Below are 12,547 nucleotides of genomic sequence, written 5' to 3' on the forward strand. Positions count from 1 at the left end.
ACAACTTTCTGAAACTTTCAAGATTCAGGCTCTCAACCAGTGCGTCAACCATGCGCACCGGATCGTTCTCTGCAATATCCTCGTCAATTCTTTGAGGAAAAAGCACTGTTTGGTTGGGATTGTAAGGACGAAAATGTATCTTTGTCATAGTATAAAATGTTATGCTTAAAGATACAAAATCTTTAGGTAATAACAAAGCCCCAGCTTGTGAAAGTCGGGGCTTTGTGCATAAAAAAAGAGGTGTGCATTTTGACACACCTCCGTTTCTTTTGATCATATTTCTCCCCACCTTCCAATGGCTGTAATCGCTTCTGAAGACAACCGTTTTGCCATGCATAATGGTTTTGATTTTATTGAAATTAAGAAAGCGATGAAAGAAAATGAGCAGGGGAGACGCCGACGAGGAGCGAGCACCATTAGTCAGCAAACAGCGAAAAATGTGTTCTTATGGCCACAATCTTCGTGGATTCGAAAAGGTTTTGAAACCTATTTTACTTTTCTTATCGAACTATTCTGGTCGAAAGAGCGGATTATGACAGTATATCTCAACTCTATTGAAATGGGTAAAGGCATTTACGGTGCGGAAGCGGCGGCGAAATATAAATTTGGTACAACCGCCCTTAGGCTGAGCCGGGAGCAATGCGCTCTCATAGCCGCCACATTACCCAATCCGTTAAGATTTGATTCCGCAAAACCGTCGCCTTATATAATAAAAAGGAAGAACCAGATCCTTCGATTAATGAATCTGGTTCCCCGATTTCCGCCGTTAAAAGAAAAAAACTAAGCGAAGCCTTCACATCTCTCAATATAGGCCAATACATCTCCTTTTCTTACAGACTCTCCTTGTTTGACGCAGACTTCAATGATACGTCCGCTGAAGTTCGCTAATATTTTGTCATACGTATTCCATGGAGTGGCAATGTAGCAGAAAACGTCATCCGGATTGTATTTACGTCCTATTTCAGGAGGCATGGAAGGTGCTTGCACGTCTATTTCCCAAATCATCCGGCCATTTCCTGCCGCTGTAATCGGTTCGGCTTTAGCGCGCTTCAATCGTTTCACATCCTCTTCCGAGAATCCTTGTTTGGCAAGAGCCGCGTCTTTTGCGCGTTGCAAATCTTCTTGAAAACGTTTTTTGGCAATTCCCGATTTATAGTCTCGATATTGGCGGTCATGCATGGCCAATTCGAACAATTCTTCATCATCCTGTCCCGGGTCCCAACCGTTTTCTTCCATTTCTTTTCTATATTCATCCAATTGATCCGGATAATTCTTTTGCGGATCCTCGTCTGTAAACTCATACCCTTTTTCTTTAGCCAAAGCTATAATTTCAGGAGCAAGTGTTCCGGGCAGTCGACCGCTTTTGCCAAGAATCATGTCCCAAGCATGCGTATCGATCATACTCCATCGTTCTTCTCCTTTTATAAGAGCCATGAGATTCATTAAAGCTACGTTCTTCACATACTGGCTGAAAGGAGTTACTAAAGGAGGATAACCAAGTTTAGGCCAAACATACTCCACTTCGTCAAACAACATCACTAAAAGATCATCAATGGAGAGTTCCGCTTCGTTCTTGTTTCTTAAAATCATATTGATACCCGAATGCACACCTTTCAAGTCTGCCATCATGGAACCCATCATTCCGCCCGGCAAACCACTTTTTAGCAACAGCGACGACATGTGTTTATTGGAAGGATCCATAAAATATCCTAAAAAGTCGTCTATAAACTCCTGTGTCATGGCACGTGCTTTCATATATGCTTTCATGTTGATTTCCGGCACTTGGAAACCGGCATCTTTCAGCATCGCTTGCACCGATATTACATCCGGATGCACTTTTCCCCAAGATATGGGTTCCATGGCTACATCTATAATGTCGGCTCCATTTTCACAAACTTCAAGAATTGAAGCCATTGAGAGTCCGGGACCGCTATGTCCGTGATATTGAATGATTATTTCCGGGTAGCGGTCTTTAATCGCTTTTGTCAGCCTACCCAACATTTTGGGGCGTCCGATTCCGGCCATGTCTTTCAGACATATTTCCGAAGCGCCTGCTTCTATCAGCCGGCCGGCAATATCTGTATAATATTCTACCGTATGTACCGGAGAGAAAGTGATACACAAGGTAGCTTGGGGAATCATTCCCGCTTCAAGAGCATAATGAATAGAAGGAATAATATTCCTTACTTCGTTCAGTCCGCAAAAGATTCGAGTAATGTCTACGCCTTGAGCATGTTTCACTTTATACATCAATCGACGTACGTCTGCCGGAACAGGATACATCCGCAAGGCATTCAGTCCCCGGTCGAGCATATGGGTTTGGATACCGGCTTCACGAAGAGGCTTCGTAAAGGCACGCACCGCGACATTCGGGTTCTCACCGTATAACAAATTTACTTGTTCAAATGCACCACCGTTTGTCTCTACCCGGGCAAAACAGCCCATCTCGACGATTAGCGGTGCTATTTTTACTAACTGATCAACACGAGGCTGATATTTACCGGACGATTGCCACATATCCCGATAAAGAAGACTGAATTTGATTTCTTTTTTCATGATGTGAATTAGATGATTTTAGTATGTTGGTTAACTGATTTTTGCAAATATACAGAATCATTTGACGTTATAATGAAAAACAAATGGAAAATATTCAATAAAAAAAAGTTCGTTTCAAAAGTAAGTGATTTATCAGAGTTTTTCGTCTTTTTTACTCTATAAACTCAGCATTTTCGAGCGTGTAATAATCACATTCAAGTTCAAGAAAATATTATGCCCGGTTATTCAATTATAGAATCAGACGATCATTCCATCTTGTCGCAAAAAAAGACGCGGAACACCCAAAATATCTGGTGGTTCCGCATCTTTTTTATTGCAATGTCTTTCTTACATAAAATCTTTCAGTTCCTGTTGCAAACGTTGGCGAGTAAAAAAAATCCTGCTTTTGACAGTGCCCAAGGGCAATCGCAGTTTTTCTGCAATTTCTCGATATTTAAATCCGGAGGCATGCATGGAAAAAGGAATTTTATATTCTTCGGGGAGCGAATGTATAATCTTATACATCTCTTTAAAGTCATACGCACCTTCGGTACTATCGAATCCTGAATTTTGAGGAAGATTCAAATGGTATAAATTGTCTGTACGATCAACGTAAGTTTGGTCCCGTATTATTTTTCGATAGTTGTTTATAAAAATATTGCGCATAATTGTGTACATCCATCCTTTGAAATTTGTATCGGGTACATATTTTTCCTCATTATCCAAAGCTTTCAAAGATGTTTCCTGCAACAAATCATTGGCTTCATCCCGATCTGCGGTCAATTTATACGCAAAGCGCAACAATTCTTCTTGGACTCCGATAAGATCTTTTCTAAAACTTAAACTTTTCATATATTATTAAGAGTTTACGGTTAATATTCATTTTTTCTGTAATTGGTGCAATTTAGACATTTCATTACAATAATATGGGGTGATTTTTATCATTTTTTAGTGAGAAAGTTATCAATTATTACTGATATCTTTCTTTTTCAATATTTTTAGAGCCAAAGAGACATCTTTTTTATGTTTGAGACGTTATTAATATATATAATTGAGATAAAAACGGCATTAAGCAATCGGATAAAAGAATGAAAGCAAAAAGACATTTATTTATCGCATTATTTGGATTCGGAATCGGAATAGCTACGCTTTCGGGGCAAAATAAGAAAGAAAAGAAAGAGTTGAAGAAAGAGGCCGTAACAGGTGTTCTGGAATCGGCGAACTACAAAATAAACGTTGATGCTGCCTTACCTATGGGCGGGCAATACATTACTCTTTCCACACCTTATTCATTGGAAGTTAAAAATGATTCTCTTTTTTCTTATCTCCCATATTACGGCAGAGCGTACAATATTCCTTACGGAGGTGGAAAAGGGTTGATTTTCAATGCCCTTATTGAAAATTACCGAATGGATATCCATCCTAAAGGGAATGCTGCAATAAGGTTTTCCGCCCGTAGTCCGGAAGATTATTGCAATTTTAATATAAAGGTGTTCGACAATGGTTCGGTTACGATTGATGTCACCATGCAGAAACGGCAAGCCATCAGTTTTCGCGGAGAAATAGCTCTCGACAATTGACACTTCCGTACTGTCTTATTCTTTAATTCCGGAGAGATTTTTTTCATCGTATAATGCCGCAAGTCTGTTTTCGGTACGCGTTCCGATTACGGTTAATCGGCATTTGCCGCATTTTCTCCTCCCTTTAAAGTCGGCAGACAAATGTGATATTTCACAGCCAGAATGCGTGAAAGAAAAACGGTTATTCCGGTTATCATTTGGCAGGCATACGATTCTAAATGTATCGCATCGCATAACCAATATACCACTCCTCCTGCTATACATGCCATGGCATAAATTTCTTTACGGAATATCAACGGAATCTCATTGATAAAGACATCCCGAATTACTCCGCCCGCCGCTCCGGTCATTCCTCCCATAATTATGGCTACCCAGAAAGGATACCCCAATGCCAGGCTTTTTCCCACACCCACAACTGTAAAAAGAGCTAATCCGATTGTATCGAAAATGAAAAAAGTATTGTTGAGACGTATCAACGAACGGCTGAAACAAATCACCCACAACAACGCCAAGCCTGTACATATTAAATAGATGGGATTGGTCATCCAGCCGGGAGTAACATCGAGTAAGACATCACGTATGGTACCACCGCCAATTGCGGTCACAAATCCTACGACATAAGCACCGAACCAATCGAAGCGTTTAGCCGAAGCCAACCGAATACCACTGATAGCAAAGGCAAATGTGCCTATAAAATCCAAAATTTGAACGAATGTGGGCATATATTTGTTATTTTATGTGCAAAGTAACAAATAAATTCCGTAAGAAAATGTACATTTGCTTCACGAAATAGATAGAAAAATATGAAAATAACAATTGTTGCCGGGGCACGCCCCAATTTCATGAAAATAGCTCCCATTACACGTGCTGTCGAAGCTGCGCGCGCGCAGGGTAAACTAATCTCTTACCGATTAGTATACACAGGTAAGCAAAACGACACGAGTCTGGACGCATCTTTGTTTTCAGATCTCGGAATGAAAGCGCCGGACGCTTATTTGGGTATCGAAAGCGGTAACTCTGTCAGCCTCGCAGCCGGAATCATGATTGCCTTTGAAAAAGAACTAACGGAAAACCCGGCCCATGTAGTTCTTGTGGTCGATGATCTCACCGCGACCATGAGTTGCGCCATTGTGGCGAAAAAGCAGGGGGTAAAAGTCGCGCATTTAGTGGCGGGAACCCGTTCCTTTGATATGAACATGCCTAAAGAAGTAAACCGCATGATAACGGATGGTCTATCCGATTATTTGTTTACGGCAGGCATGGTGGCCAACAGAAATCTGAATCAGACCGGAACGGAAAGCGAAAACGTTTTTTATGTCGGCAACATTTTGATAGACAGCATACGCTATAATCGCAATCGCCTGTTAAAGCCCATTTGGTTCTCCGTCTTAGGTCTTGAAGAAGGAAACTATTTGTTGTTCACTCTTAACCGACGCCTGATTTTGAATAATAAAAACAATTTGCGTCAATTATTGGAAGCCGTTGTCGATAAAGCCAACGGAATGCCCATCGTGGCGCCGCTTCATACCTATGTGCGCGATGCCATTAAAGATTCAGGTTTCGAAGCGCCCAATTTTCACATCATGCCGCCTCAGAATTATCTTTTTTTCGGCTATTTGGTGAATAAAGCGAAAGGCATTGTCACAGACTCCGGAAACGTGGCCGAAGAAGCGACGTTCTTGGGCATTCCGTGCATTACGCTGAACACGTATGCGGAGCATCCTGAAACATGGCGGCTGGGAACCAACGAACTGGTAGGGGAGGATCCTGAAGCCTTGAGACAGGCGGTTGACAAATTGATGAAAGGCGAGTGGAAACAAGGCGAATTGCCCGAACGTTGGGACGGACGTACGGCAGAACGAATCGTGCAGATTCTGACAGAGTAACGACAACAACCGTGTGTGTTGAATACTTAAAATGAGTTTGTAAATCCAAAGAGATGGGTAAAAAACGTTATATAACCGGATGCACTTAAAGTTATTTGCTATCTTAGCGAATCTACTATTGACGTTATGAAATTATTATATGCTAAAATAACGGTACTTTTTCTATTCGCATGGGTTGTTCCAAACACCTTTGCACAACAAATAAAAGGAGTAGTTACCGATTCAATCACCAACGAGCCGCTCATGTACATCTCCATCTATTACCAGGACAAACGGGATGTGGGCACCATTACCGATATCAATGGAGAATATAAGCTCGGCGCCCGCAGAAGCGGAGAAAAGCTGGTCTTCTCTGCTATAGGATACAGCAGCAAGGTTGTAAAGATCGGGGCGGGAAATCAAACTATTAACGTGAAGCTGGCTCCGGATAATGTGTTGTTGAAAGAAGTTGTTGTAAAGCCGCAAAAAGAAAAATATTCCCGGAAAAACAATCCTGCGGTGGAGTTCATGAAAAAAGTCATTCAACATAAAAAGGTCCAGGTTCTCGAAGCCAACGATTACTACCGGTACGACAAGTATGAAAAGATGAAGATGTCCATCAACGACCTGACGCCGGAAAAGCTCGAAAAAGGGATATATAAAAAGTATGCTTTCCTGAAAGATCAGGTCGAAGTGTCGGAAACCACGCAGAAACTCATCCTGCCCATTTCGGTTCAGGAAACGGCTTCGCAAACAATCTTCCGGAAATCTCCCGAAAGCAAGAAGACCATTATTAAAGGGCGCAACTCCAACGGCATCGAAGAATTCTTTTCTACGGGCGATATGTTGGGGACGGTGCTCAAAGATGTTTTTTCCGATATCAACATCTATGACGACGAAATCCGACTTCTGCAACAACGTTTTGTCAGCCCTATCGGAGTCAATGCCATTTCGTTCTACAAGTTTTACCTGATGGACACATTGATGGTCGACAACCGGGAATGCGTTCACCTCTCTTTTGTTCCTCAGAATTCTCAAGATTTCGGTTTTACCGGACATTTATATGTATTGAAAGATTCTACTTATGCGGTACAGAAATGTACGATGAATTTGCCTAAGAAGACCGGAGTGAATTTCGTCAACCAAATGGACATTGTGCAACAGTACAAACAGCTCCCTAACGGCAATTGGGTGTTGGTCAACGACGATATGACCGTAGATCTCTCATGGAATACGAATAAATCCAACGGAGGGGTGCAAGTAGAGCGGGTGATAAAATACAGCAATTATAACTTCGATCCGATAGAAGCCCGTTTGTTCCGTTTCAAAGGTCCTGTCATCAAAGAAGCCGATATGCTTTCAAAGAGCGACGAATATTGGGCAAGCGTACGGGAAGTGCCTCTGACCAAGACGGAAAGCAACATGGATGTCTTCATCAACCGCATCGAGCAGATTCCGGGTTTCAAATATATCATTTTCGGGGCGAAGGCTTTGATTGAAAACTTTGTGGAGATAGGAGGAACCAAAGAGAATCCGAGCAAGTTCGATTTAGGTCCTATCAATACGATGATTTCGGGCAACTATATCGACGGAACCCGCTTTCGGTTGAGCGGAATGACCACAGCCCATTTTCATCCTCACTGGTTCTTGAGCGGATACGGGGCTTATGGCTTGAAAGATCGACGTTGGAAATACCGAGGCACGGTGACCTATTCTTTCAATAAACGGGATTACGTGGTGTGGGAATTCCCCAAACATCATATTTCGGCTTCATACAGCTATGATGTGATGTCGCCGATGGATAAATTCCTGTTCACGGATAAAGACAACGTTTTTGTTTCGTTCAAAACCACTACCGTAGACCAGATGTCGTATATCCGTGACGCTACCCTCAATTACGAATTGGAATCGCAAACCGGCTTGGGAGTGAAAGCAATGTTCCGGTGGAGGAACGACGAGCCTGCCGGGAAATTGGAATATTTGCCCAATGTGGAAAATACCGTTCCCATTCATGACATCACCACTTGCGAGGCCAGCGTCACCCTTCGTTATGCGCCGGGAGAGTCTTTCGTCAATTCAAAACAGAGGCGGGTTCCCGTGTCATTAGACGCTCCGATTTTCACTCTCAACCACACCATCGGCATCAAGGGTGTCTTAGGCGGAGAATACAACTTCAACCGTACCGAAGCAAGCGTATGGAAACGTTTCTGGCTGCCTGCCTCATGGGGTAAGATCGACATGAGCCTTAAAGCCGGCGCAGAATGGAATACCGTTCCTTTCCCGTTCCTGATTCTTCCGGAGGCAAATCTTTCCTATATTACGCAACGCGAAACGTTTTGCCTGATCAACAATATGGAATTTCTGAACGACCGCTTTGCCTCTCTTTCTTTATCTTACGATATGAATGGCAAACTTTTCAACCGCATTCCTTTATTGAAGAACTTGAAATGGAGGGAAATGTTCCGTATCCGCACGCTGTGGGGGAGCCTTACCGATAAAAACAATCCTTTCAAGAGCAATAACCCCGAATTGTTCCGTTTTCCTGCGCGAAACGGAGAATATACCAGCTTCGTGATGGATTCCAAGATTCCTTATATAGAAGGAAGTGTGGGTATCTACAATATTTTTAAATTACTACATATAGAATATGTGCACCGCTTTACCTATCGCGACAAGCCGAATATCAATAAGAACGGCATCCGGTTTATGGTATTGATGGTGTTTTAAAGACTTTTGATATGCAACCTCTTGCCGAACGGCTACGCCCTAAAACGTTGGATGAATATATCGGTCAGAAACATCTGGTCGGACCGGACGCGATTCTGCGGAAAATGATTGAAGCGGGGCGTATCTCGTCATTTATTCTTTGGGGACCTCCCGGAGTAGGGAAAACAACGCTGGCCCAGATTATCGCCAACAAACTGGAAACGCCGTTCTATACGTTAAGCGCGGTGACGTCGGGCGTGAAAGACGTAAGAGAAGTCATAGAGCGTGCCAAAAACAACCGTTTTTTCTCGCAAGCCAGCCCCATTTTGTTTATCGACGAAATCCACCGGTTCAGCAAATCCCAGCAAGACTCGCTTTTGGGCGCGGTGGAACAGGGTGTGGTTACCCTTATCGGAGCGACCACCGAAAACCCTTCGTTCGAAGTGATCCGCCCTCTTCTTTCGCGTTGCCAGTTGTATGTGCTGAAATCTTTGGAAAAAGACGACCTGCTCGAACTGTTGCAACGTGCGCTCACTGTCGACAACGTTTTAAAAACACGCGATATTCAACTGAAAGAAACGGATGCCATGTTGCGCTTTTCGGGGGGAGATGCCCGCAAATTGCTCAATATTCTGGAACTTGTCGTAGAGTCGGAAGCGAAAGATCCCGTTGTGATAACCGACGATATGGTGACCGAACGCCTGCAACAAAACCCGTTGGCCTACGATAAAGACGGAGAAATGCACTACGATATCGTTTCCGCATTCATCAAATCCATCAGGGGAAGCGATCCGGACGGAGCAATTTATTGGCTTGCCCGGATGGTGGAAGGAGGAGAAGATCCCGCTTTCATTGCGCGCCGGCTGGTAATCTCGGCGGCCGAAGACATCGGTTTGGCAAACCCCAACGCTTTGCTTCTGGCAAATGCCTGCTTCGACACGCTGATGAAAATTGGCTGGCCCGAAGGGCGTATTCCTTTGGCGGAAACAACGATATACCTCGCCGTCAGCCCCAAAAGCAACTCTGCCTACACTGCCATTAACGATGCGATAGAGTTGGTGCGTTCTACCGGCAACCTTCCCGTACCGCTTCATTTGCGCAACGCGCCTACCAAGCTGATGAAGCAATTGGGCTACGGTCAGGAATACAAATACGCGCATAGTTACGAGGGGAATTTCGTAAAGCAGCAGTTTCTGCCCGATGATTTGAAAGAAACAAGAATATGGCACCCTCAAAACAACCCGGCGGAGCGAAAACATGCGGAACGGATGAAACAGTTGTGGGGAGAAAAATTTGAAGAATAACACTCAAAATTATAAGATAGACATGAAAATAGTAGTTTTAGACGGTTTTACCGCCAATCCCGGCGATTTGTCATGGGAAGCATTGAAGGTTCTGGGAGAATGTACGATTTACGACCGCACAGCTCCTGAAGAATTATTGGAACGTGCAGCGGAAGCGGAAGTTGTTCTGACGAATAAGGTGGTGATAAAGGCAAAGCACATGGAGGCATTGCCCGCATTGAAATATATCGGGGTATTGGCTACCGGATACAACGTCGTGGATGTGGCAGCAGCCAAGGAACGGGGAATCGTTGTCACCAATATTCCTGCCTACAGCACCTCGTCCGTAGCGCAAATGGTGTTCGCGCATATTTTGAACATCACACAGCGAGTGGGATACTACTCCGAAGAGGTTCATAAAGGCCGGTGGACGCAAAGTGCCGACTTCTGCTTCCGCGATACGCCGCTCATCGCTCTGCGCGATAAGAAAATCGGCTTGATAGGCTTAGGAAACACCGGATATACCACCGCTCGCATTGCTATAGGTTTCGGTATGCAAGTATATGCTTTTACTTCGAAATCTCCTTTCCAGCTGCCGCCCGAAATCAAGAAAAAAGAGCTGGATGAGCTATTCAGCGAGTGCGATATCGTCAGCCTGCACTGTCCGCTTACCGAAGAAACGCGCGGATTGGTAAACGCCCGCCGCCTGGCGCTTATGAAACCCACGAGCATCCTCATCAACACCGGTCGGGGCCCGTTGGTCAACGAACAGGACTTGGCCGATGCCCTCAACAGCGGAAAAATTTATGCCGCCGGCGTGGATGTTCTTTCTACCGAACCGCCACGTGCCGACAATCCGTTGCTGACGGCTAAAAACTGCTATATCACACCTCATATAGCATGGGCTACGACAGCGGCCCGCGAACGGCTCATCAATCTTGCCGTGGGCAATTTGCAGGCATATATCAACGGCAAGCCGGAAAACGTCGTAAGCAAATAAACTAACGTCCGTTGATTTTAGAAGATAGGAATTGCCTGAAAAATCCCACTGAACTCTGAAAAAAAAGTCTGCGGGAACTCTGAAGAAAACCCTGCCGGACTCTGAAAAAAGCCCGCCGCCTTTGAAAAAAAGCCCGCGGGCTTTGAAATCAAACACGGCGGGCTTTGAAAAAAACACGGCGGGCTTTGAAATCAAACACGGCGGGCTTTTTTAAAAAGGTGGCAGACCTTTCAAACCCACACTGTGTGATTCGTTCGATATGTATTAATATATTACTATTTCAAAAGCATTTTTTCCGGAACGTTTTCGCAAATGTTCCGGATTTTTTTAAAGCATTGAAAACGACAAAAAGCCAAAATGCCACTATGACTGTATTTTTGTTCAACTATTTTTGTATTGTATTGCATATATTGCTCATTGATAGTCTTATATACCCTTTTTTCTCATCTCGGGAGCGATGTGTTTTATGCTACTCATTTCCGCCTGTTCACAACGCTTTTTAAACTGACAACAGGGAGAAGAAAGATGGAAAAAGAATCTGTTTGTGTAAGAAATATTCATAAACAATCAAGTCTGCTTGCCGTTGTCGATAAAAAACTCAGCTTAAGCATATTGTTTACTCCGGTTTTTGCCTATCTTTGTGAATATGAGGATACGAAATACTATATTCTTATTGATGATAAGCATGATTGGTTATGGCTGACCAAGTAGGGAAACCGACTTTCTTAAAATGCTGCAAACATGATAACAACGATTGCCCCTTGTGGAATGAATTGTGAATTGTGCCATTCACTCCAGAACAGAAAAAAGAATTGCCCCGGATGCAGGAAGAAACCAACCAACTGTGTCATTCAGAATTGTCAGCAAAGAGGAGTGTATTGTTATGACTGTTCCAAGTTTCCGTGCAGAAGGTTAAAACAACTGGATTTGAGATATCGGACAAACTATTCGATGAGTATGCTTGAAAATCTTGTCTATATTAAAGAATATGGAGAAACAGCATTCTTGCAACAGCAGAGAAAGAAATATACCTGCCCTGATTGCGGTAAACTCCGTACTGTACACTATGATTACTGCATCTATTGCAAACAAGACAAACGGAGCGGGAAGAGCGGGGCAGGGATGAAAAAAACAAAAGAATAAAAGATGCCTGCTAAAGACAGTATCTTGGAAATAACCGACAGGTTTTTCTAAGAATATTTTAAACAAAAAATTAAAGAAGAAGGCGGCAGAATATTGCAAACTTTCTCCATCCCCGTATCGTTTCGGTTCGAGTTCACCGTTTGTAAGTAAGCCTCCGGTAAAGTACGTATTGCAAAATACAAAAAATTAGTCCCGACTGGGCACGATTCGTTCAGATTCGCCTCCGAGTCGGGACTAATAGCATCAAATTATATCAATTCGGAACAGATTTGTTATGATTTCACCCAGTTCCGTGGAAGAAGTTCTGTCATATCCTTTTTATCCCTTTCATAATACGGTATTTTCCTCAGTACGTCCTCCATCCACACTCTAGGGTCAACTCCGGCAGACTTGCAGGTCCCGATAAGGGAATATACAATGGCCGCTCTGTATGCC

11 protein-coding genes and 1 pseudogene are annotated in these 12,547 nt (G+C 43.5%); 8 read left to right on the forward strand and 4 right to left on the reverse strand.

Features of this window, described 5'->3' with window-relative positions:
• Positions 1 to 253: 253 nt before the first annotated feature.
• Positions 254 to 784: pseudogene (gene mtgA, locus C234_RS16410) on the forward strand (monofunctional biosynthetic peptidoglycan transglycosylase); the annotation flags it as partial.
• Here mtgA and C234_RS0112245 read toward each other — a convergent pair.
• Together C234_RS0112245 and C234_RS0112255 are read right to left on the reverse strand one after the other, a co-directional pair.
• On the reverse strand, positions 781 to 2,556 hold the full coding sequence (locus tag C234_RS0112245) for a biotin/lipoyl-binding protein (protein WP_027326004.1): 1,776 nt from the start codon (positions 2,554 to 2,556) through the stop codon (positions 781 to 783). The pseudogene mtgA and the gene C234_RS0112245 sit on opposite strands and share 4 nt — an antisense overlap.
• Positions 2,557 to 2,883: 327 nt before the next feature.
• The gene (locus C234_RS0112255) at positions 2,884 to 3,387 is read right to left on the reverse strand and encodes an RNA polymerase sigma factor (protein ID WP_027326005.1); all 504 of its coding nucleotides are present in this window, start codon (positions 3,385 to 3,387) and stop codon (positions 2,884 to 2,886) included.
• Between the two features lie 236 nt (positions 3,388 to 3,623).
• Between C234_RS0112255 and C234_RS0112260 the strand changes: the two genes are divergently transcribed.
• Positions 3,624 to 4,115, forward strand: coding sequence for a DUF4251 domain-containing protein (locus C234_RS0112260; protein WP_027326006.1), 492 nt, complete (start codon positions 3,624 to 3,626; stop codon positions 4,113 to 4,115).
• Positions 4,116 to 4,207: 92 nt separating this feature from the next.
• Here C234_RS0112260 and C234_RS0112265 read toward each other — a convergent pair whose 3' ends face one another.
• Positions 4,208 to 4,837 (reverse strand): trimeric intracellular cation channel family protein, encoded by a 630-nt coding sequence (locus C234_RS0112265; RefSeq protein ID WP_027326007.1) that lies wholly within the window; start codon positions 4,835 to 4,837, stop codon positions 4,208 to 4,210.
• 81 nt (positions 4,838 to 4,918) lie between these two features.
• Between C234_RS0112265 and C234_RS0112270 the strand changes: the two genes are divergently transcribed.
• From C234_RS0112270 to C234_RS17905, 6 genes are all read left to right on the forward strand, one after another.
• Positions 4,919 to 6,001, forward strand: a complete 1,083-nt coding sequence (locus C234_RS0112270) for a UDP-N-acetyl glucosamine 2-epimerase (RefSeq protein ID WP_027326008.1) — start codon at positions 4,919 to 4,921, stop codon at positions 5,999 to 6,001.
• A gap of 126 nt (positions 6,002 to 6,127) precedes the next feature.
• Positions 6,128 to 8,707, forward strand: a complete 2,580-nt coding sequence (locus tag C234_RS0112275) for a DUF5686 and carboxypeptidase-like regulatory domain-containing protein (RefSeq protein ID WP_027326009.1) — start codon at positions 6,128 to 6,130, stop codon at positions 8,705 to 8,707.
• Between the two features lie 11 nt (positions 8,708 to 8,718).
• The gene (locus C234_RS0112280) at positions 8,719 to 9,990 is read left to right on the forward strand and encodes a replication-associated recombination protein A (RefSeq protein ID WP_027326010.1); all 1,272 of its coding nucleotides are present in this window, start codon (positions 8,719 to 8,721) and stop codon (positions 9,988 to 9,990) included.
• Between the two features lie 22 nt (positions 9,991 to 10,012).
• Entirely contained in the window at positions 10,013 to 10,969 is a 957-nt protein-coding gene (locus tag C234_RS0112285) for a D-2-hydroxyacid dehydrogenase (protein ID WP_027326011.1), read from the forward strand.
• Positions 10,970 to 11,494: 525 nt separating this feature from the next.
• The gene (locus tag C234_RS17575; RefSeq protein WP_034541090.1) at positions 11,495 to 11,680 is read left to right on the forward strand and encodes a hypothetical protein; all 186 of its coding nucleotides are present in this window, start codon (positions 11,495 to 11,497) and stop codon (positions 11,678 to 11,680) included.
• A 277-nt stretch (positions 11,681 to 11,957) separates the two neighbouring features.
• Positions 11,958 to 12,095: a hypothetical protein gene (locus C234_RS17905; protein ID WP_160169614.1), complete on the forward strand. Its 138-nt coding sequence runs from the start codon at positions 11,958 to 11,960 to the stop codon at positions 12,093 to 12,095.
• Positions 12,096 to 12,384: 289 nt separating this feature from the next.
• On the opposite strand, the gene C234_RS18285 is transcribed toward C234_RS17905, so the two are convergent.
• Positions 12,385 to 12,531 carry a transposase domain-containing protein gene (locus tag C234_RS18285; protein WP_211231527.1) on the reverse strand — a complete coding sequence of 49 codons (147 nt, stop codon included), beginning with the start codon at positions 12,529 to 12,531 and terminating at the stop codon, positions 12,385 to 12,387.
• Positions 12,532 to 12,547: the final 16 nt, after the last annotated feature.

It is taken from the genome of Bacteroides pyogenes DSM 20611 = JCM 6294 (assembly GCF_000428105.1).
Classification (GTDB): Bacteria; Bacteroidota; Bacteroidia; order Bacteroidales; family Bacteroidaceae; genus Bacteroides; species Bacteroides pyogenes.

What these genes read in the sequence shown, in the direction of transcription:
- C234_RS0112275 (WP_027326009.1), top strand. Translation starts at nt 6,128, where the DNA reads ATGAAATTATTATATGCTAAAATAACGGTACTTTTTCTATTCGCATGG.
- C234_RS0112245 (WP_027326004.1), bottom strand. Translation starts at nt 2,556, where the DNA reads ATGAAAAAAGAAATCAAATTCAGTCTTCTTTATCGGGATATGTGGCAA.
- C234_RS17575 (WP_034541090.1), top strand. Translation starts at nt 11,495, where the DNA reads ATGGAAAAAGAATCTGTTTGTGTAAGAAATATTCATAAACAATCAAGT.
- C234_RS0112265 (WP_027326007.1), bottom strand. Translation starts at nt 4,837, where the DNA reads ATGCCCACATTCGTTCAAATTTTGGATTTTATAGGCACATTTGCCTTT.
- C234_RS17905 (WP_160169614.1), top strand. Translation starts at nt 11,958, where the DNA reads ATGGAGAAACAGCATTCTTGCAACAGCAGAGAAAGAAATATACCTGCC.
- C234_RS0112280 (WP_027326010.1), top strand. Translation starts at nt 8,719, where the DNA reads ATGCAACCTCTTGCCGAACGGCTACGCCCTAAAACGTTGGATGAATAT.
- C234_RS0112285 (WP_027326011.1), top strand. Translation starts at nt 10,013, where the DNA reads ATGAAAATAGTAGTTTTAGACGGTTTTACCGCCAATCCCGGCGATTTG.
- C234_RS0112260 (WP_027326006.1), top strand. Translation starts at nt 3,624, where the DNA reads ATGAAAGCAAAAAGACATTTATTTATCGCATTATTTGGATTCGGAATC.
- C234_RS0112270 (WP_027326008.1), top strand. Translation starts at nt 4,919, where the DNA reads ATGAAAATAACAATTGTTGCCGGGGCACGCCCCAATTTCATGAAAATA.
- C234_RS0112255 (WP_027326005.1), bottom strand. Translation starts at nt 3,387, where the DNA reads ATGAAAAGTTTAAGTTTTAGAAAAGATCTTATCGGAGTCCAAGAAGAA.